At 60.5% G+C, this 17,634-nt stretch carries 20 protein-coding genes, 1 tRNA gene and 3 pseudogenes; 16 read left to right on the top strand and 8 right to left on the bottom strand.

Features of this window, described 5'->3' with window-relative positions; genetic code table 11:
- Positions 1 to 122 precede the first annotated feature (122 nt).
- From hisD to ACMUJL_RS04805, 3 genes are all read left to right on the top strand, one after another.
- On the top strand, positions 123 to 1,424 hold the full coding sequence (gene hisD, locus ACMUJL_RS04815) for a histidinol dehydrogenase (RefSeq protein ID WP_375570074.1): 1,302 nt from the start codon (positions 123 to 125) through the stop codon (positions 1,422 to 1,424).
- 117 nt (positions 1,425 to 1,541) lie between these two features.
- Entirely contained in the window at positions 1,542 to 2,021 is a 480-nt protein-coding gene (locus tag ACMUJL_RS04810) for a UPF0262 family protein (RefSeq protein WP_068294720.1), read from the top strand.
- A 67-nt stretch (positions 2,022 to 2,088) separates the two neighbouring features.
- Positions 2,089 to 2,487 (top strand): low molecular weight phosphatase family protein, encoded by a 399-nt coding sequence (locus ACMUJL_RS04805; protein WP_375570076.1) that lies wholly within the window; start codon positions 2,089 to 2,091, stop codon positions 2,485 to 2,487.
- Here ACMUJL_RS04805 and ACMUJL_RS04800 read toward each other — a convergent pair.
- Positions 2,438 to 2,863 carry a winged helix-turn-helix transcriptional regulator gene (locus ACMUJL_RS04800; RefSeq protein ID WP_375570078.1) on the bottom strand — a complete coding sequence of 142 codons (426 nt, stop codon included), beginning with the start codon at positions 2,861 to 2,863 and terminating at the stop codon, positions 2,438 to 2,440. The genes ACMUJL_RS04805 and ACMUJL_RS04800 overlap by 50 nt on opposite strands.
- A 196-nt stretch (positions 2,864 to 3,059) precedes the next feature.
- Here ACMUJL_RS04800 and ACMUJL_RS04795 point away from each other — a divergent pair, with 196 nt between their 5' ends.
- From ACMUJL_RS04795 to ACMUJL_RS04755, 9 genes are all read left to right on the top strand, one after another.
- Positions 3,060 to 3,815, top strand: a complete 756-nt coding sequence (locus ACMUJL_RS04795; protein WP_416914153.1) for an NAD(P)H-binding protein — start codon at positions 3,060 to 3,062, stop codon at positions 3,813 to 3,815.
- 97 nt (positions 3,816 to 3,912) lie between these two features.
- The gene (locus ACMUJL_RS04790; RefSeq protein WP_416914152.1) at positions 3,913 to 4,320 is read left to right on the top strand and encodes a ketosteroid isomerase-related protein; all 408 of its coding nucleotides are present in this window, start codon (positions 3,913 to 3,915) and stop codon (positions 4,318 to 4,320) included.
- Positions 4,317 to 4,901 carry a GNAT family N-acetyltransferase gene (locus ACMUJL_RS04785; protein ID WP_375570084.1) on the top strand — a complete coding sequence of 195 codons (585 nt, stop codon included), beginning with the start codon at positions 4,317 to 4,319 and terminating at the stop codon, positions 4,899 to 4,901. The genes ACMUJL_RS04790 and ACMUJL_RS04785 overlap by 4 nt, the downstream gene beginning before the upstream one ends.
- A gap of 89 nt (positions 4,902 to 4,990) precedes the next feature.
- Positions 4,991 to 5,884 (top strand): carbon-nitrogen hydrolase family protein, encoded by an 894-nt coding sequence (locus ACMUJL_RS04780; protein WP_375570086.1) that lies wholly within the window; start codon positions 4,991 to 4,993, stop codon positions 5,882 to 5,884.
- 84 nt (positions 5,885 to 5,968) lie between these two features.
- The gene (infA, locus tag ACMUJL_RS04775) at positions 5,969 to 6,187 is read left to right on the top strand and encodes a translation initiation factor IF-1 (protein ID WP_005978431.1); all 219 of its coding nucleotides are present in this window, start codon (positions 5,969 to 5,971) and stop codon (positions 6,185 to 6,187) included.
- Between the two features lie 11 nt (positions 6,188 to 6,198).
- Positions 6,199 to 6,777 carry a Maf family protein gene (locus tag ACMUJL_RS04770; protein WP_375570088.1) on the top strand — a complete coding sequence of 193 codons (579 nt, stop codon included), beginning with the start codon at positions 6,199 to 6,201 and terminating at the stop codon, positions 6,775 to 6,777.
- Positions 6,774 to 7,805 (top strand): ribonuclease E/G, encoded by a 1,032-nt coding sequence (locus ACMUJL_RS04765; protein ID WP_416914151.1) that lies wholly within the window; start codon positions 6,774 to 6,776, stop codon positions 7,803 to 7,805. The genes ACMUJL_RS04770 and ACMUJL_RS04765 overlap by 4 nt, the downstream gene beginning before the upstream one ends.
- Positions 7,802 to 7,996, top strand: a complete 195-nt coding sequence (locus ACMUJL_RS04760; protein ID WP_375570090.1) for a DNA gyrase inhibitor YacG — start codon at positions 7,802 to 7,804, stop codon at positions 7,994 to 7,996. Before ACMUJL_RS04765 ends, ACMUJL_RS04760 begins: the two co-directional genes overlap by 4 nt.
- Before the next feature lie 134 nt (positions 7,997 to 8,130).
- A tRNA-Phe gene (locus ACMUJL_RS04755) sits at positions 8,131 to 8,205 on the top strand.
- A gap of 66 nt (positions 8,206 to 8,271) precedes the next feature.
- Here ACMUJL_RS04755 and ACMUJL_RS04750 read toward each other — a convergent pair.
- A complete protein-coding gene (locus tag ACMUJL_RS04750; protein ID WP_416914150.1) occupies positions 8,272 to 9,450 on the bottom strand; it encodes a tyrosine-type recombinase/integrase in 1,179 nt (392 codons plus the stop codon).
- Positions 9,451 to 9,460: 10 nt separating this feature from the next.
- Complete coding sequence (locus ACMUJL_RS04745; RefSeq protein WP_375570094.1) at positions 9,461 to 10,018, bottom strand: hypothetical protein; 558 nt, start codon at positions 10,016 to 10,018, stop codon at positions 9,461 to 9,463.
- Between the two features lie 125 nt (positions 10,019 to 10,143).
- Here ACMUJL_RS04745 and ACMUJL_RS04740 point away from each other — a divergent pair, with 125 nt between their 5' ends.
- Positions 10,144 to 10,392 (top strand): helix-turn-helix transcriptional regulator, encoded by a 249-nt coding sequence (locus ACMUJL_RS04740; RefSeq protein WP_375570096.1) that lies wholly within the window; start codon positions 10,144 to 10,146, stop codon positions 10,390 to 10,392.
- Positions 10,393 to 10,801: 409 nt separating this feature from the next.
- Positions 10,802 to 11,281 (top strand): annotated as a pseudogene (locus tag ACMUJL_RS04735) (helix-turn-helix domain-containing protein); the annotation flags it as partial.
- 34 nt (positions 11,282 to 11,315) lie between these two features.
- Here the strand turns inward: ACMUJL_RS04735 and ACMUJL_RS04730 are convergent.
- From ACMUJL_RS04730 to ACMUJL_RS04715, 4 genes are read right to left on the bottom strand one after another with little or no spacing between them, the layout of a single operon-like run.
- A complete protein-coding gene (locus tag ACMUJL_RS04730; protein WP_375570098.1) occupies positions 11,316 to 13,007 on the bottom strand; it encodes a hypothetical protein in 1,692 nt (563 codons plus the stop codon).
- Positions 13,004 to 13,408, bottom strand: a complete 405-nt coding sequence (locus ACMUJL_RS04725; protein WP_375570100.1) for a GtrA family protein — start codon at positions 13,406 to 13,408, stop codon at positions 13,004 to 13,006. Before ACMUJL_RS04725 ends, ACMUJL_RS04730 begins: the two co-directional genes overlap by 4 nt.
- Positions 13,408 to 14,271 carry a class I SAM-dependent methyltransferase gene (locus ACMUJL_RS04720; protein ID WP_375570102.1) on the bottom strand — a complete coding sequence of 288 codons (864 nt, stop codon included), beginning with the start codon at positions 14,269 to 14,271 and terminating at the stop codon, positions 13,408 to 13,410. Before ACMUJL_RS04720 ends, ACMUJL_RS04725 begins: the two co-directional genes overlap by 1 nt.
- Positions 14,268 to 15,251, bottom strand: coding sequence for a glycosyltransferase family 2 protein (locus tag ACMUJL_RS04715; RefSeq protein ID WP_375570104.1), 984 nt, complete (start codon positions 15,249 to 15,251; stop codon positions 14,268 to 14,270). Before ACMUJL_RS04715 ends, ACMUJL_RS04720 begins: the two co-directional genes overlap by 4 nt.
- Before the next feature lie 202 nt (positions 15,252 to 15,453).
- Between ACMUJL_RS04715 and ACMUJL_RS04710 the strand changes: the two are divergent.
- Positions 15,454 to 16,037, top strand: a pseudogene (locus tag ACMUJL_RS04710) (IS3 family transposase); the annotation flags it as partial.
- A gap of 5 nt (positions 16,038 to 16,042) precedes the next feature.
- On the opposite strand, the pseudogene ACMUJL_RS04705 reads toward ACMUJL_RS04710, so the two are convergent.
- Positions 16,043 to 16,335 (bottom strand): annotated as a pseudogene (locus ACMUJL_RS04705) (IS5/IS1182 family transposase); the annotation flags it as partial.
- Between the two features lie 91 nt (positions 16,336 to 16,426).
- On the opposite strand from ACMUJL_RS04705, the gene ACMUJL_RS04700 reads away from it, so the two are divergent.
- Positions 16,427 to 17,626 carry an IS256 family transposase gene (locus tag ACMUJL_RS04700; protein WP_375570106.1) on the top strand — a complete coding sequence of 400 codons (1,200 nt, stop codon included), beginning with the start codon at positions 16,427 to 16,429 and terminating at the stop codon, positions 17,624 to 17,626.
- Positions 17,627 to 17,634: the final 8 nt, after the last annotated feature.

Raw genomic sequence — 17,634 nt, 5'->3', positions numbered from 1 at the left:
GGAGGGGTGCGCCTCCGGCGGGGATATTTGCGGCAAGAAGAAGCGGGGCGCGCTTGTTTGTGTCAGGGGGTTGAGCCGGTGGGCGCGCAAAGCTATGTCCCGCCCCAGAGCCTGGAGGGACCATGCCCGTATTTCTGAATGCCACCGACCCCGATTTCGAAACCGCCTTTGCCGCCCTGCTGGGTGCCAAGCGCGAGGATAGCGTCGATGTGGACGATGTCGTCGCCGGCATCATCGCCGATGTGCGCGCGCGCGGCGATGCGGCGCTGATCGAGCTGACCGCGCGGTTCGACCGGCTGGAGTTGACGCCCGAAACCTTGCGGTTTTCCGAAGCCGAGGTGGAGGCGCTGGTGGCGTCGGTGCCCGACCATGAGCGCGCCGCACTGGAACTGGCGGCGGAACGCATCCGCGCCTACCACCTGCGCCAGATGCCGCAGGATCACAGCTGGACCGATCCCGAAGGTGCGATGCTGGGCTGGCGCTGGACGCCGGTCTCGGCGGCGGGACTTTACGTGCCGGGGGGGTTGGCCTCCTACCCCTCATCGGTGCTGATGAACGCGATCCCCGCCAAGGTGGCGGGGGTGGAGCGGCTGGCCATCGTGGTGCCCACGCCCGACGGCGTGGCCAATCCGCTGGTTCTGCTGGCGGCAAGGATCGCGGGGGTTGACGAGATTTACCGGATCGGCGGCGCGCAGGCGGTGGCGGCGCTGGCCTATGGGACAGAAACCATCCCGCCCGTGGACAAGATCACCGGCCCCGGCAATGCCTATGTGGCGGCGGCCAAGCGGCGGGTCTTCGGCAAGGTGGGCATCGACATGATCGCGGGTCCGTCCGAGATCCTGGTGATCGCGGACCAGGACAATGATCCCGACTGGATCGCGCTGGACCTGCTGTCACAGGCCGAACATGACGAAAGCGCCCAAAGCATCCTGATCACCGACAGCCCGGCCATGGCAAAGGCTGTGGCGGCGGCGGTCGAGCGCAACCTGGCATCGCTGGAGCGGCGCGCGATCGCGGGGCCAAGCTGGCGCGACTATGGCGCCATCATCACCGTGCCTGACCTGGATGTGGCGGCGGCGCTGTCGAACCGGATCGCGCCCGAGCATCTGGAACTGTGCGTGGCCGATGCGGAAGCACTGTCGGCGAAGATCACCCATGCGGGCGCGATTTTCCTGGGCGCCTGGACGCCCGAGGCGATTGGCGACTATGTGGGCGGGCCGAACCATGTCCTGCCCACTGCGCGCTCGGCCCGGTTTTCAAGCGGTCTGTCGGTCATGGATTTCGTCAAGCGCACCACGCTGGCGCGGATGACCCCGGCGGCGCTGCGCGCGATCGGACCTGCCGCCGAGACGCTGGCCATTTCGGAAAGCCTTGAGGCGCATGGTCTGAGTGTGCGGGCGCGGCTGAACCGTTTGAACGAGTGATCCTGGCACCGGTCGGGATGTGATGCGGTTTTGCTGCGACGCAGCGACATCCCGCAGATGCCCGATTGTGCCAGGGCGCGGCCTGCGCTAGTCAGGGGCAGGAACAGGACCTTGCCCATGACCCGTATCTGCGACATCGAACTTGACGATTCAAACCTGCCGCCGCCGACCCCCGAGATCGAGCAGGAGCGCAAGGTGGCCATGTTCGACCTGCTGGAAGACAATTCCTTCGAACTTCCCGCCCGCGATGACAGGGTGGCCCCCGCCGGCCCCTATCGTGTCGGCCTTGCGATCCGCGAGAAGCGCCTTGTCTTCGACATCAGCACGGAGGCGGGCGAAAAGGCGGCCGAATTCCACCTGTCGCTGAGTCCGTTCCGCCAGGTGGTCAAGGATTACTGGGCCATCTGCGAAAGCTATTTCGATGCGGTCAAGAACATGCCGCCCAGCCAGATCGAGACGATCGACATGGCGCGGCGTGGTATCCACAATGAAGGCGCGCGTATCCTGCAGGAACGGCTGGAGGGCAAGGCGGTGATCGATACCGATACCGCGCGCCGCCTGTTCACGCTGGTCTGTGTCCTGCATTTCGGAGGCTGACGCGGTGCCAGCGCCCTTGCCCCAGTCCGTGTTGTTCTGCTGCGATCACAACGCGGTCAGATCGCCCATGGCCGAGGGCATCATGAAGAAATTCTACGGCGCCGAGACCTATGTGCAATCGGTCGGCGTCTACAACGACATGGAGATCGACGGCTTCGCCATTGCCGTCTGCCAGGAGATCGGGGTCGAGCTGTCGCGCCATCGCAGCCGGTCCTTTGACGAGATGGAGGAATGGGGCGAGCATCTGTCCTCTTTCGATCTGGTGGTGGCACTGTCCCCGGCCAGCCAGCGCCGGGCGCTGGAGCTGACGCGGATCTATCACCTGGATGTCGAATACTGGCCGATCATGGACCCGACCGGCCTGGGCGAAAGCCGCGAGGTCAAGCTGAACGCCTACCGGCAGACCCGCGATCAGATCATCGATCACCTGACCCGTCTGTGGGGGCCGCCGACGCGCGCGCAATAGGGGCGGATTGCAGAAGGTTCGCCAGATTGTCCTCGATCCAGATTGCCAGTGACAACAGGCGCGGGGCCAGATCGCGGCCCAGTGGTGTCAGCGTGTAATCCACATGCGGTGGCACCACGTCATGGGCGTGGCGATGCACGAGACCATCCGATTCAAGCTGTTGCAGCGTTTGCGCCAGCATCCGTTCGCTGATGCCTCCTATCCTGCGACGCAACGTTGAGAACCGCTGCGTCCCCGGTTCCAGCGCCACCAGAACAAGTGTGCCCCACCGGCTGGTCACATGTTGCAGAATGCGCCGAGAGGGGCAGTTCTGCGACATCACATCGGGCTGCAACGCGCCGTCGCGCAGCTGTTGTGCGAGTTCTGCGGGTGTCATGTGCACTCCTGCTTTATACTAACAAAAATGTAGGTACTTCCTTTTCGTAAGCTATGCTGCCATCTCGGTCGGGTCAATGCTTTCAAAGGAGTGTTTCCATGACCAAAATCGCTATCACCGGGGCCACAGGCCAACTGGGCCGCCTTGGAATTTCCGCCATTCTGCGCCGCGATCGGGGGCTGATCTTGTCGCGCTGGTGCGTGACCTTGATCGCGGGGGTGATCTGGGCGTGCCGCTGCGGCAGGCCGATTATCATCAGCCCGAAGCTCTGCGCGCGGCGCTGGCCGGGGTGGATGTGCTGGTGCTGATCTCGTCCAGTGATTTCAATGACCGGGCGGGGCAACATCGCAATGTGATTGACGCGGCCAAGGCGGCGGGGGTGGGGCGGATCGTCTATACCTCGATCCTCAAGGGGGCGGCTTCGCCCCTGATGCTGGCCCCGGATCATGTAACCACCGAGGCGGCGCTGGCGGCATCGGGGGTGTCGGCCACGATCCTGCGCAATGGCTGGTATACCGAGAATTACACCGGATCGCTGGGTGCTGCTCTGGCGGCGGGGGCGATGATCGGGGCGGCGGGGAATGCGGTGCTGTCCACTGCACCGCGTGCGGATTACGCCGAGGCGCTGGCCGTGGCGGCGCTGGATGCGGGAACGGCCGGGCAGACCTATGATCTGGGCGGGGCGGGGCATACGCTGGCCGAACTTGCCGCCGAGGTGTCACGCCAGGCTGGGCGGGACATTCCTTATGTCGATATGGATGAGGCGACGTATCGCGCCACGCTGTTGTCCTTCGGTCTGCCCGCGCCGATGGCTGCAGCGATTGCCGATGCGGATGCCAAGGCGCGCGATATGGGGGCCTTGACCGATGACAGCGGTGCATTGGCGCGGTTGATCGGCCGCCCGACCACGCCACTGTCGGTGTCGGTTGCCGCCGCGCTGGCGGCCCTCTGACACGGGCACGGGTCGCGGGCGGCGTGCGAAACGCCGCCCCGCCACTTGGAGGCGGCGCGCCACCCTGCTAGGTCTTGGCCAAACCGGAGGTATGATCATGACAAACTCGGCCCGCGCCACCATTCAGGCCTATTTCGACGCTTTCAACGCAGGCGATACAGCGGGCATGCTGGCCTGCCTGGCCGATGACGTGGCCCATCACGTCAACGAGGGCAAGGTGCGTACGGGCAAGGCGGCTTTCGCGGAATTCTGCGATCACATGAGCCGCTGCTACCGCGAAAACCTGACGGATATGGTGATCTTCACCGATCCGTCGGGCACCCGCGCGGCGGCCGAATTCATCGTGAATGGCACCTATCTGGCGACCGATCCGGGTCTGCCCGAGGCGAAGGGGCAGGGCTACCGTCTGCCGGCGGGATCCTTCTTCAGCCTGAGTGACGGCAAGATCACGCGGGTCGTGACCTATTACAACCTTGCTGACTGGGTGGCGCAGGTTTCGGCATGATCCGGGTCGCGGCCCTGACCGGGGCGGATCTTGATGCGGCACTGGACGATGTGGCCCGCCTGAGGATCGCGGTGTTCCGCGACTGGCCCTATCTGTACGACGGTGATCTGGCCTATGAGCGCGCATATCTGGCGGTCTATCGCGACAATCCCCGCGCTGTTGTGGTCGGGGCCTTTGATGGCGATCGCCTTGTCGGCGCGGCCACCGGCATGCCGATGCAGGATCACGCCGACGATTTCGCCGCCGCTTTCGATGGCACCGGCGAGAGGCTGGACCGGATCTTCTATTGTGCCGAATCGGTTCTGTTGCCGGACTATCGCGGACAGGGCATCGGGCATCGGTTCTTTGACCTGCGCGAAGATCACGCGCGGTCGCTTCGCCTTGCGAAATCGGCCTTCTGTGGCGTGATCCGGCCCGAGGATCACCCAATGCGCCCCGCGCGCTACGATCCGCTGGATCCGTTCTGGCGCAAGCGCGGGTATCGGCCGCTGGCCGGGGTCGTGGCGCGGTTTCGTTGGAAGGATATCGGCGAGGCCGAAGAGACCGAAAAGCCGCTGCAATTCTGGATCATGACCCTTTAGGGGCAACAACCACTGCGGGAAACCGGTTTGAACCCGCCACGGCTTTGCGGCAACATGGTGCCTGACACAGGGCTTGGGGGCGCCAGAGCATGAAGATCGCAACATCCGCCTATCCGCTGGACTGGTTTCAGGACTGGTCCGACTATGAGGCCAAGCTGACCGCCTGGGTCGGTGAGGCCGCGCAGGCGGGTGCAAACCTGCTGGTCTTTCCCGAATATGGCGCGATGGAGCTTGCCTCGCTCGACGGGATCAAGGTGGCCGGCGATCTGAAAGGGTCGATCCGCGCGGTCGCGGGCCGGGTCGGGGGCAGTTATAACCTGCATGCCGCGCTGGCGGCGCGCTTTGGCGTGCATATCCTGTCCGCATCCGCCCCGGTGATCGAGAAAGGCGCGGTGGTGAACCGTGCGGGGCTGTTCGGGCCCGAAGGCCTGATCGGGGTGCAGGACAAGCAGATCATGACCCGTTTCGAGCGTGAGGAATGGGGCATCGTCGGGGCCGAGGACGCGGCAGGCCCCTTGCAGGTGTTCGATACCGAACTTGGCCGCATCGGCATCCTGATCTGCTACGATTGCGAATTCCCCCTGCTGGCGCGCGATCTGGCCGAACGCGGCGTGGAGATCCTGCTGATCCCCAGTTGCACCGAGGCGCTGGAGGGGTTTTGGCGCGTGCGCATCGGCGCCATGGCCCGCGCGCTGGAAGGCCAGTGCGTGACGGTCATGGCATCGCTTGTGGGGGATGCGCCGCGGCTTTACGCGGTCGAGCAGAATACCGGCGCGGGTGGTGTCTTTGGTCCGCCCGACCGTGGCTTTCCTCCGACCGGTGTGATTGCCGAAGGCAGGTTGAACCGCCCCGGCTGGACCTATGCCGATGTCGATCTGGCAAAGGTGCACGATGTGAGGGCCGATGGTCATGTCCTCAACCTGACGCATTGGGCCGAACAGGTGCCCGCCGTCGCGCGCCGGGCGCAAAAGCCCGCAGCCTAGAGATTCCGCTTGAAAATTCGCGCGGATGGGACCATTTAAGCGCCTGTCCCGCAGATTGGCGGGGCGATTGACGAAGGAGAGACCATGGCCAAGGAAGATACGCTCGAATTTCCCGGTGTCGTGAAAGAACTCCTGCCCAATGCGACGTTCCGGGTCGAGCTTGAAAATGGCCATGAGATCATCGCACATACGGCAGGCAAGATGCGCAAAAACCGCATCCGCGTTCTGGCAGGCGACAAGGTTCAGGTGGAAATGACCCCCTATGATCTGACCAAGGGTCGGATCAACTATCGCTTCAAGTAACTGTTTTCAAAGTGAAACTTATCCTCGGATCCGGCAGTCCGCGCCGCAGGGAACTGCTGGCGCAGATCGGCGTTGTCGCCGATGACATCCGTCCGCCCGATATCGACGAAACACCGACCAAGGCCGAATTGCCCCGCCCCTATTGCGCGCGCATGGCGCTGGAAAAGGCGCGCGCCGTGCAGGCCGGGGCAGATGACATCGTTCTGTGTGCCGATACGACCGTGGCATTGGGGCGCAGGATTCTGGGCAAGCCCGAGTCTGCCGGGCAGGCGGCTGAGTTCCTGCTGGCCCTGTCGGGGCGGCGTCACCGCGTGATCACGGCGGTTGCCGTGCGGCGCGGTGATCGGGTCTGGCAACGCGACGTCGTGACCACGGTGCAGATGAAGCGCCTCTCGGACGAAGAGCTGAACGCATACCTTGCAACCAATGACTGGCAGGGCAAGGCGGGCGGTTATGCGATTCAGGGTCCGGCAGGGGCGTTCATCCCCTGGATCAACGGATCCTTCACCGGCGTGGTGGGGCTGCCGCTTGCCGAAACCGCGGGCCTGTTGCAGGCTGCGGGTTACCCCCTGTGGAAGGACCGCGCATGAAGGGCCGCCAGATCATCCTGGACCATCTGAACGGGCGCGAGGCCGCCGCCCTCATCGTGGATGGTCGTATTGAGGACCTGCTCATCGACGGTGACGACCCGCGCCCCGGTGCGATCTACCGCGCCGTGGCGGACCGTCCCGTCAAGGGGCAGGGGGGGCTGTTTCTGCGCACCCCCGATGGCACCGCCTTTCTGCGGCAGGTCAAGGGGATCGCCCCCGGCAACACGATGCTGGTGCAGGTCACCGGCCATGCCGAAGAGGGCAAGGCGCTGCCGGTCACCCAGAAGCTGCTGTTCAAGAGCCGCTATGCCATCGTGACGCCGGACGCACCGGGCCTGAATGTCAGCCGGTCGATCAAGGACGAGGATCTGCGCGATACGCTTCTGGCCATCGCGCATGACGTGATGGGCGATACCGGGATGGGCCTCATCCTGCGATCAAGCTGCGCCGAGGCCGATCCCGAGGATATCGCCGAGGATATCGCCGAAATGGCGGATCTGGCGGCGGCGGTGCTGGCCGATACCGAGGGCGGGGCGGAATGCCTGACCGACGGGGATGGCCCCCATGCCGTGGCCTGGCGCGACTGGGTCGAACCGGCCGAGATCGTGACCGAGGCGGGCGGCTTCGCAAGCCACGGCGTGCTGGACATGATCGAGGCTCTGCAGGATCCCCGCGTGGCCCTGCCAGGTGGCGGTTTCGCCTTCGTCGAACCCACCCGCGCCCTGGTGGCGGTGGATGTGAACACCGGGGCCGATACCAGCCCCGCTGCGGCGCTCAAGGCCAATATCGCCTTGGGCCGTGATCTGCCGCGCCTGCTGCGTCTGCGGGGGCTGGGGGGGCAGGTCACGCTGGATCTGGCGCCGATGCCCAAGAAGGATCGTCGTGCCTTCGAGATGGCGATCAAGGCCGCGTTCCGGGCGGATAGTATCGAAACCGTGCTGGCCGGCTGGACACCGCTGGGTCACTACGAATTGCAGCGCCAAAGGCTGCGCCAGCCCCTGACAACCCTGTTGAGGCCGCGCGCATGACCTGTCCGATCTGCCAGCGCAAGGCCGATCCGGCCTATCGTCCCTTCTGTTCGAAGCGCTGCGCCGATGTAGACCTGGCACGCTGGTTCAGCGGCTCCTATGCCGTGCCGTCGCAGGATCCCGACGATATGGACGCGGCCCTGGACGCCATGGAAGAGGCCCTGCGCGACCTGCCGCAAAAGCCGCATTAGCCAGTCTGGAGATACACACGACAGGCCTTGCGCAGCTATCATGCGAAGAAGGCAAAATTTTTCCGCAAACCCACTGGACAGCCCGCAGCACCTCGCCTAGAACGCTGCAACCCGAACGCCTCGCGTTCTCCCGTGCCCGGGTAGCTCAGGGGTAGAGCAGTGGATTGAAAATCCTCGTGTCGGTGGTTCGATTCCGCCCCCGGGCACCATTAAAATCAACAACTTAGGTTCGATTAAATTAAGCGCACGCAAGCGCACGTGTAATTTGTGTGTAATCAGGTCGAACTTTTCAGCTTTAACTTGCGGATGTTGTCTTCCTTGGTGCCGCTGACCCGCCCTTCCAGTCGATCCATTGCCGCTTCGATGTGCGAACCGCTTTGATGCGCGTAGCGCGCAACCATGGATAACGTCTTATGACCCGAAATGCGCTGGACAGTGGGCAGGTCGACGCCCGCCTGAACCAGATGCGTAACCGCCGTATGGCGAAGCGTGTGAGGGGTGATCTGGTCGGGATCAAGCCCGGCGCGTTCAGCGGACCGGCGAAAGGCCTTGCGGATCGTGTGGACGTGGCCGGTCACGCTTCCCGGAGAGGGGAAAAGCCATTCGCAGCCCGACGGTAACATCGCCATACGTTCTTCAAGGTACTCAGCGAGTTCGCGCGTGATGGGTTGCTCACGAGACCCCGCCTTGGCCTGCGGAACCCATATCACTCGCTTTCCAACATCGACATCATCTCGACAGATCGAGAGAATTTCGGCATGACGCATCCCTGTGTGCAGTCCAACCATGACGAAGGCGTGAACATTTTCGTTGTGATCCGATGCCGCTGCTTCCAGCAATGCAACGCACTGATCATCCGTCAGGTACACGATCCGCTGGTTGTCTTCTTTAAAGCGCGCGATTTTGACCGACTTGCTCTTGATCCACTTCCACTCGACCGCTTGGTTCAATAGGTGGGATAACGTTGCCAGTTCTCGATTCACTGTTGCTTTGGCTGCACCATCAGTTCGGCGAGCCTTCTTGTAACGTTCAACGTCGAAAGACTCGACGGCAGTCAACGGCTTTGCTGCAAGAAACGGGACTAAGTGCTGTCTTAGTTGACGTGCTTTGATGTCTATGTTCTTTCCGTCGCTATCCCGAAGGCGCTGGATATATCGGTCTGCGGCTTCTTCGACGCTCAGTGGCGTCTTACGCCCTTCGGGCAACTCCAAGCGCTGACGCCTTGCATCGGTTCTGGCTTGGGCGATGAAGTCTTCCGCTTGCTGCCTTGTCACGCCTTCCGACTCTCGACCAATCACACGATGAATACGCCGACGGTCGACCATGATATTGACGGAGTATACACCGTCACCATTGGCATCGCGACGGAACGTTATGCCATGCTCCGTCAGGCTTTGCCCGACTTGCAATGCGCGAATAGCAGGACGTGTGAGCTTGTTGAAGCGAACAGCCATAAATCACCTCTCAGAACGGAATCTCAGAATCGATGTCTCGCGGTTCTTCCGGTTCAGGCTTCGCGGATTTTTGAGAGATAACAGGCAAAGCATCAGTGTTTTTTTCTCCAGCGGCCACAGCGAGAATGTCGTCCCAATACTCGTCGACACGCTCACGAATAATCTTGTTGAGGCCTATGCTGTATTTCCATTTCTCTTTCTCCCAACGGCCCAACCAAAAGTATCCGCTCTCTTCGATCAGAGACCAAACGTGTTGCTCTTCAAAGGTCATGAGTTCGGGCGCAACCAGGGCCAGAGAAACTAATCGTTGGCTCTCTCTCACGTGCCACAGCACGTCCGCCATTGAACCGAATGTATCAGGCTCGCCAAAGGTTACATCTCGCCACTTGTTGATGACGAGTGTTTGAATCTGCTCAGCCAACATCGATTCGATGAAAGAAGACTTGGTGCGGCGCTGCGATCTGGCGGCTAGTTCGCACAGGTAATTGAGACGCGGATCAAGCCGAATCGAGACCGTTTCCGTCCTACCCAACTTCGATCCAGAGCCCTTTGGAACCTTGATTGCCATGATGTCCTCGTGTCGAAACGTTCTGTTGTGATCCATTTTGCACGTTACGTATTGAGTTTCAATACATGTCTTGCTCTTCTTGTCGTGTGCTGACCAAAGAATCCTGTTGAGCAAGGAAACAAACCATGAAAATCGACACTGATACCCAGCGCGTCTTCATTCACCCGGACGGGCGAATGGATCGCAAGAACGCGGCCCGCTACCTTGGCTGCTCGCCGAAGACGCTCGCCGACTGGGCAATGAAAGGCCAAGGACCACAGTACGTTCTTCTGGGCGGACGCGCCTTTTACTTCCTTGAAGACCTGCAGTCCTGGATCGCTGCGGCGCCCCGTCTTGTCGGGACCGGAGGGCGGGACATACGGGCGAGCGACTAGGATCGCAACAATGCCGGGAACCAAGAACCCGGACCGTAGGCGTATCCGTATCACGCGCACCTACTCGGTGCCCGAAGTTGCGGCACTACCTCACCTGCCAGACGCCCGAAGAGTTCAAGGCATTCAGCCAAAACCTTGGTCACGAGAGCGTCGTAACAACCCTTTCCAGTTACGGTCAAATTCCCCTTGCACGGCAACGCGAACTAATCCGGAACGCAGGCAAAAGCAAAAGCTTGGACGCAAAGCTGGAACTCTTGCTGGAAAAACTGGACCGAGATGCAAAGTAGGGAGCAGGATGTTGATTTCCAGCGAGAACTAACCCGGGTAGCGTCCTAATTTCCATTGAGAATTGACCCATGTGACCCTTCCCCCACGCGACGAGCGCAGGGGGGGCAACGGAGTGATCCACATGGGACTTTTGAACATTATACGGAAGCTGCGTTTGCGGCACGGCCTCCCGATCCGGGAGATTGCCCGACGGACTGGTCTGTCGCGCAATACGATCAAGAAGTATCTGAACGCGGGGGCGATCGAGCCTTCCTTTTCGACGCCGGAGCGGCCCAGCAAACTCGATCCTTTTGCCGACAAGCTGGCAGGCTGGTTGAAGACCGAGGCGGGGAAGTCGCGTAAGCAACGGCGGTCCCTGAAGCGGATGCATGCTGATCTGGTCGCGCTCGGCTTCACCGGATCCTACAATCGCGTGGCGGCCTTCGCCCGGGAGTGGCGCGCAGATCGCCAGCGAGAGCAGCAGACGACAGGCCGCGGCACATTCGTCCCGCTCCTGTTCCGCCCGGGTGAGGCCTTCCAATTCGACTGGAGCGAGGATTATGCCATTCTGGGCGGCGAGCGCACGAAGCTTCAGGTGGCACATATCAAGCTGTCACACAACTTTGGCAGCGCGAGCACGAAGCCCAAATTCGGCACTATCCGTCGCGCGGCACCGGATGTGTCGCCCATATCTCGACTATTTCACCGCTAAAGGCAATCCGCACGGTACCGCAATAGCGGTGGCCATCCGTTAGGTCTGGCTCGTCCCTCGCTTCGGTGGTCAACGCCCGTACAACTTGTTGTGCGGGATTAGACGGCAAGAATGGTGTGATGGCATCAAGTTGTTGGCGATTGTTCAACCAAGGCGAAACTGGCGGCACCGCATCGAACAGCAATGCAAGCCCCGGGACGTTATACAGACCGAGGTAGATCGCACCGGGCGATATCGCACAGTTTTGGCGCGTCTGTGCAACATCCTGAAGCATCAGAAGTGTCGCCGCATCTACCTTCACATGGCCAAGTGTGCCTATAGCGGTCATGTTGTCCTGCTGTACCAGAGGTACCGCTAAGTGATATGGCTCGCGCGTAAAACTGGTTAGAATCTGTGCCGTCACCAGAAGCATTACAATCGCTGCCACCCCGCAGCGCGCTATCGCAAGAACGAGATTGTTTGTAGCGAATGTTGAGTACGACGAAAGCGCGGCGACCACTGTCCAAGGCGCGAGAGAGACAATCACCTGTGTGAAAAGTGCGTTCCCGGTGCCCACGGCTACCGCGAAGGGCAAAATCAGCAGACCTATGAACAGCGCAAGCCGCGATAGTGCAGCCTTTCCCAGCGGCAAACCCAAGATCAAAAGTATGAAGATCAGTGCATAGACCGCCTCCATCTGGCGCTTGTATGCGAACATGCCTCCAAGATGGTGGTCACCGACTAAAACCGTAACGCAAAGCGCCGCGAGCATTAGCCCAGCTAGCCACAAACGAGGGAGTATTCGCAACGAGATGGCCAGAACGAGCGCAGGCCAGAACGCCAGGAGCGTAGCACCGATTGCATCGGCCATCGTGACTGAATAGCGGATCAATCGGGCAAAAACGGTTTCGGTCTGAACCACTTTGAACAGAGCCAGTCCGTTGCCCAGGCTGTCCAACACGGGCGGCTCTGACGGTTGTAACGCCAAGAGTGCCATAATGCTCGCCAGCGCCCCTACAACAAGCCCAAGACACAACATCCAGCGCTCGCCGCCCCGCCCGAGAGATGCGCCCAGAAGTAGTGCAACGAGCGAACAGGTGATACCCGCCGACGGTTTGGCCACGAAGCATATTGCCAGCGCGGCACCAGCCAGCAAGCCCCCCACCAGCGCAGTACGGCCTGACCTGCCGACCGCCAGCAGGACGATACCTGCCCCTGAGTACCCACCCGCCGCTGCAAAAAGATTATAAGATGGACTGGGAGCGATCGTCGCAACATACAAAAGCGCCCCTATGCCACCAGCTGCCGCGACCAAGCCCGGTTTCGCCCTGCGCTGCGGCGCATCTCCGACTGCACTCAGCGCATGGCAGGCACCAAGACCAAGAATGCAGCCGGACAGAAGCAGAAGGAGCGCACCGACCAGCCGAAATGTCTGAAGGCTGCCCGTTATCCGCCAGATCGGCGCGCTGAGCCAGTGCTGCCCCGAGATGTAGAGCGTAACTGCGTCGGGATGCATGGCCGACAAAAGGTAATAGGCTTCGTCGGTAATCTCGAGCCCACGATTGGACGCCCACACGATTGCAAGGACCAGCACACCAAGGCAGGCAATGCTGACACAAGAAAGAATGCCATGCCCAGTAACACGATCAGGTATCATGAGCGTGTATCAGCCTGACGAAGCGACCACCACTTGGCTGCTGTGAAATTGCCAACGACGATAAAGGGGATCAGCACCGCTTGCGCCAAAAGTGGATCCATGCCGCCAATTTCCACAAGGCCGGACAAGATGACGACGTTCAGAGTAACTGAAACTGCCCCGGCGCCGAGATACTTCACGAAACGCGTCCGGAAATTCAGTTGCCTTTCGGGACGGAACACCCACAAGAAGTTTAGCACATAGGTCAGGATGTTGCCCAGCAGCCAGGCCAGCACAAGCGCAATCACATAGGGGAGGTCCAGCAGGTTCAGCGCACTTGCGTAGATCGCGAACGTGAACAGGAAGTTCACTCCGCCCACGATCAAAAAGCGCACAATCTGTTGCTGGAACCCCACCTCCATCAACTATCGTCGCGCCGGGCCACAACCACTAGCGTACCCCCGAACGGCAGCGAAAGACCAAGCCTCACCAGTAACTCGTCAATCCGCATGATCCGGTCGAACATCCAGTTTATCGGTGCGGAAAACACGACGCGGGATTCTATCTCTTGCCCTGCGTCAGCGTTCTGTCCATCGTGGGCTCGATCTGTGCGGCGACGATTTACCTTATCGAACAGCCTTGACAAAAGCATCAATGGGAAAAGCGTGAAAACATAACTGGTTACACGAACAGGCTGAAAACCTGCATCCCTGAGTTTTTCGAGCATCAGGCTGCGCGAATAACGTCGTTTGTGGTGAACCAGTTCGTCTAGCGTGCTCCAGAGAAACGCGTGCTGAGGTACCGACAGAATGAACACGCCATTTTCACTAAGCATAGCGCGTATGTTGCGCATTCCGTCCAGATCGCGTTCAACGTGTTCAAGCACATCGAAGGCGGTGATGATGTCAAACTTCAAATCAAGGCTGCCCTCAGTCACGTCGTACTGAACGAAATCCAACGAGGGCAGGCGTTTGCGCGCAAAGCGCAGTCCGGCAAGATAAATTTCAGACCCGGTCAGTGACAAGCCGCGCGTTCCCGACAACTCGCGCATGAAATCGCCGGTCCCACAGCCTACATCCAAAAGCCTTGCCTCACAAAGGCGTGCCACCTCGCGGCGCACCAGCCATCCGAAAAGCCGGTTGCGCGACCTTACCCAGAAGCTTTTTTCTGCGTTCGCATCCGTCAAGTCGAACCCGATATCGGGATAGTCGTCATAGGCAGTAGCGGTCCCGACACTGTAACAGGCGATACCGTCCATAATCGTGGGCGAAAGGATACGGGTCAATGCAACTTTTCCCGTATGACGTAGTTTGGACGCTTGCGTACTTCCTCGTTGATGCGCCACACATATTCGCCGATGACACCCAGCATCAGCATGATGACACCGCCAACGATCAACATCACGATCATGAGCGGCGCCCAACCCTCGAAGGGAGCGTTTCCGATCGACCATGCATAGATGATCGTCATCGCATACAACAGACCCGAAAAGCAGGTTACCATGCCCAGCATGGTGATTGCACGGATCGGAAGAAAGGAAGAATCGAGAATGGCATCAAGAAAGTTCTTGAGTTTCTTGCCAAACTTATACTGCGATCGGCCAATCGTGCGCGCGCGTCGCACATAGGGAATGAAGCTTGTGCGGTAGCCGGGCCAGAGCAAGTCACCCTGAAAAAACCGATGCCGCACATCCATTGCGTTAAACTGATTCATCACACGTCGGTCCATCAGAACGTAGTCAAAGCCGCCCTGTGGAATTTGCGGCACAGCTTTGCGAAGTACGCCGTAGGCCATGCGAGAAAGCAGTCGGGATGTCATTGGATCTGAGCGGTGCGAACGGTAACAGATCACGATTTCGGACCCCGATCTCCATTGCCCGACCATGTCGGCCATAAGATCGACAGGATCCTGCAGATCGGCTGATATGTTGATTATCGCGTCGCCTTGCGCTTCGGCAAATCCGGCAAGCATTGCTGCCATCTGACCAAAGTTTCGCGTGAACGTGATAACCTTTACGTTCGTGTCGTGTTCCCGCAGCTTGCGCAGTTCTTCAAGCGACCCGTCAGTAGACCCGTCGTCCACAAACACCATTTCGTGGCGGTAGTCCGAAAGAGGCCCGGCAAAGAGCGCCGATATCTCGGCATGTGTCTGGGTCAAAGATCCCGCGTTCTGGTAAACGGCGACGACAATCGAAACAAGTGGTTCAACGACTGGGTCATGCATCGATGCGGCCCTGTCCGCGAATGGCTCATTCCAATCATCCATTATACCATCCTCAGAAGTTATCCGTTTCAAGCGCAGATAACGAAGGTTTTGGGCGTAAGCACGAGGGACGTCTGCCCTAGCACAGATCAGTCGTCAAGCTATTCCTCCATGATGGTGTTGATATTAACGTTGAACCTGGAGTGCCCCCACTGAAGTGGTGCACCAGCTGGGATAGTAATATCCCATTTCAGGAGGACCAGAGATGGCTGGAAAGAGAGACAAACCCGAAGCGATCGTGCTGAAGCTGCGGCAGGTCGAAGTTTTGCAAGGGCAAGGCAGCTCGATTGCCGATGCTGTGCGCCAGATCGGCGTGACGCAGCCGACCTATTATCGATGGCCCAAAGAGTATGGTGGCATGAGCCGGGATCAGCTCAAACGTTTGAAAGAGCTGGAGACAGAGAATACCCGGCTCAGGCGTGCGGTTTCAGATCTGACGCTGGGCAAGTTGATTCTGACTGAGGCTGCCAGGGGAAACTTCTGAGCCCCGCCCGTCGCCGCCGGTGCATTGACCATGTACGGCAGACCCTCAGCGCATCTGAACGCCGGGTCTCCCGCACATTGGGGCAGCATCGCTCTACGCAGCGAAGTGTGCCCATCGGCATGCCAGACGAAGAACGGCTGACCGAGGACATTATCGCACTGACGCGAGAGTTCGGGCGCTATGGATACCGCATGATCACCGGGATGCTGAACAACAGCGGCTGGCACGTGAACTATATGCGCGTTGAAAGGATCTGGCGACGGGAGGGGCTGAAGGTCACGCGGAAACAACCCAAAAAGGGTCGGTGTTTGGCAGGCGGCAGACCTTCCAACAACGCCCGTGCTCCAATGTAATCGATGCGTTGGCCTGCCGTCAGGAACATGCGCAGGGGGCGACCGAAAGCGTCCGTGATTGTGTGCAGTTTAGAGTTCATCCCGCCCTTGGTTCGTCCAATCAGGCGACCACGCCCCCCTTTTTTAGGCCCAGACTCGATGCGGTGCAGGGCGTCTTCAAGTGGGTGGCATCAATCATAAGTGTGTCCGTCCCACCGCCCCAATCAGCCAGTTCCAGAAGCATGCGTGCAAAGACGCCGATAGTGCCCCACAGCGTGGTGTAGGTTCTGGCGGAGGTGGTCACCGGCGAAGTTCCGGTAAGGTCTGGTTGCTAACACCAACCCGGACTGGAGATTCCACCGATGACCAATGACATGATGAACCTCCGCGACCTCGTGGAGAAGACCCCCGATGCGGATCTGCTGCGCGAGATGATCGGCTTTGCCGCCGAACGGCTGATGGAGCTGGAGGTCGGCGCCGCGACTGGCGCAGCCTATGGCGAGAAAGATCCGATGCGGCGGGCGCAGCGCAACGGCTACCGCGACCGGGATTGGGAGACCCGGGCCGGGACGGTCGAACTGCGCATCCCGAAGCTCAGGAAGGGCAGCTACTTTCCAGGCTTCCTCGAACCCCGGCGGATGGCAGAGAAGGCCCTGACGGCGGTGATCCAGGAAGCCTATGTTCAAGGCATCTCGACGCGATCCGTTGACGACCTCGTCAAGGCGATGGGCATGTCGGGCATCTCCAAGAGCCAGGTCAGTCGCCTGTGCGAAGAGATCGACGGCAAGGTGAAGGCCTTCCTCAACCGCCCGCTTGAAGGCGATTGGCCCTACCTGTGGATCGACGCGACCTATCTCAAGGTCCGGCGTGGCGGACGGATCGTGTCGGTGGCGGTCATCATCGCCATCGGCGTCAACACCGACGGCCGACGCGAGGTTCTGGGCTTGGAAATAGGGACTTCCGAGGCCGAGCCGATCTGGACCGAGTTCCTTCGCAAGCTGACGCGGCGTGGCCTGCGTGGCGTGAAGCTGGTGACCTCGGATGCTCACGAGGGCATCAAGGCCGCGGTGTCGAAGGTGCTGTGCGCCACTTGGCAACGCTGCCGCGTCCATTTTCAAAGGAATATTGCGGCCCATGCCGGCAAGAGCGGGCGCAGAGTGGTATCCGCCTTCATCGCCACAGCCTTCGCCCAGGACACCGCGGAAGCCGCTAGCATCCAATGGCGCAGCGTCGCCGACCAGATCCGGCCCAAGGTGCCGAAGCTTGCGACGATCATGGACGACGCTGAGCACGACGTTCTGGCTTACATGACTTTTCCCAAGGAACACCGCGCCAAGTTGCACTCGACGAACCCCATCGAACGCCTGAACGGCGAAATCAAGCGGCGTACTGATGTCGTCGGTATATTCCCGAACGATGACGCCATCGTCCGTCTGGTCGGAGCATTGCTGCTGGAGCAAAACGATGAATGGGCCGTCCAGCGCGCCCGCTACATGACACTGGAAACCATCGCGCCAATGGGCGATGATCCCGTCATCAGCCTGCCCGCCGTGGCATCCTGATCAAGCAG

Source organism: Seohaeicola sp. (assembly GCF_048006315.1).
GTDB lineage: Bacteria > Pseudomonadota > Alphaproteobacteria > Rhodobacterales > Rhodobacteraceae > Seohaeicola.
This window is presented reverse-complemented; position numbering and strand designations above follow the sequence as displayed.

Bases quoted from the DNA above. Each gene is read 5' to 3' on its own strand.
- ACMUJL_RS04715 (WP_375570104.1), bottom strand. From the start codon at position 15,251: ATGGATGATTGGAATGAGCCATTCGCGGACAGGGCCGCATCGATGCAT.
- ACMUJL_RS04765 (WP_416914151.1), top strand. From the start codon at position 6,774: ATGAAGGGCCGCCAGATCATCCTGGACCATCTGAACGGGCGCGAGGCC.
- ACMUJL_RS04810 (WP_068294720.1), top strand. From the start codon at position 1,542: ATGACCCGTATCTGCGACATCGAACTTGACGATTCAAACCTGCCGCCG.
- ACMUJL_RS04790 (WP_416914152.1), top strand. From the start codon at position 3,913: ATGACAAACTCGGCCCGCGCCACCATTCAGGCCTATTTCGACGCTTTC.
- infA (WP_005978431.1), top strand. From the start codon at position 5,969: ATGGCCAAGGAAGATACGCTCGAATTTCCCGGTGTCGTGAAAGAACTC.
- ACMUJL_RS04800 (WP_375570078.1), bottom strand. From the start codon at position 2,863: ATGACACCCGCAGAACTCGCACAACAGCTGCGCGACGGCGCGTTGCAG.
- ACMUJL_RS04780 (WP_375570086.1), top strand. From the start codon at position 4,991: ATGAAGATCGCAACATCCGCCTATCCGCTGGACTGGTTTCAGGACTGG.
- ACMUJL_RS04700 (WP_375570106.1), top strand. From the start codon at position 16,427: ATGACCAATGACATGATGAACCTCCGCGACCTCGTGGAGAAGACCCCC.
- ACMUJL_RS04730 (WP_375570098.1), bottom strand. From the start codon at position 13,007: ATGATACCTGATCGTGTTACTGGGCATGGCATTCTTTCTTGTGTCAGC.
- ACMUJL_RS04740 (WP_375570096.1), top strand. From the start codon at position 10,144: ATGAAAATCGACACTGATACCCAGCGCGTCTTCATTCACCCGGACGGG.
- ACMUJL_RS04750 (WP_416914150.1), bottom strand. From the start codon at position 9,450: ATGGCTGTTCGCTTCAACAAGCTCACACGTCCTGCTATTCGCGCATTG.
- ACMUJL_RS04725 (WP_375570100.1), bottom strand. From the start codon at position 13,408: ATGGAGGTGGGGTTCCAGCAACAGATTGTGCGCTTTTTGATCGTGGGC.
- ACMUJL_RS04760 (WP_375570090.1), top strand. From the start codon at position 7,802: ATGACCTGTCCGATCTGCCAGCGCAAGGCCGATCCGGCCTATCGTCCC.
- ACMUJL_RS04745 (WP_375570094.1), bottom strand. From the start codon at position 10,018: ATGGCAATCAAGGTTCCAAAGGGCTCTGGATCGAAGTTGGGTAGGACG.
- ACMUJL_RS04805 (WP_375570076.1), top strand. From the start codon at position 2,089: ATGGCCGAGGGCATCATGAAGAAATTCTACGGCGCCGAGACCTATGTG.
- ACMUJL_RS04785 (WP_375570084.1), top strand. From the start codon at position 4,317: ATGATCCGGGTCGCGGCCCTGACCGGGGCGGATCTTGATGCGGCACTG.
- hisD (WP_375570074.1), top strand. From the start codon at position 123: ATGCCCGTATTTCTGAATGCCACCGACCCCGATTTCGAAACCGCCTTT.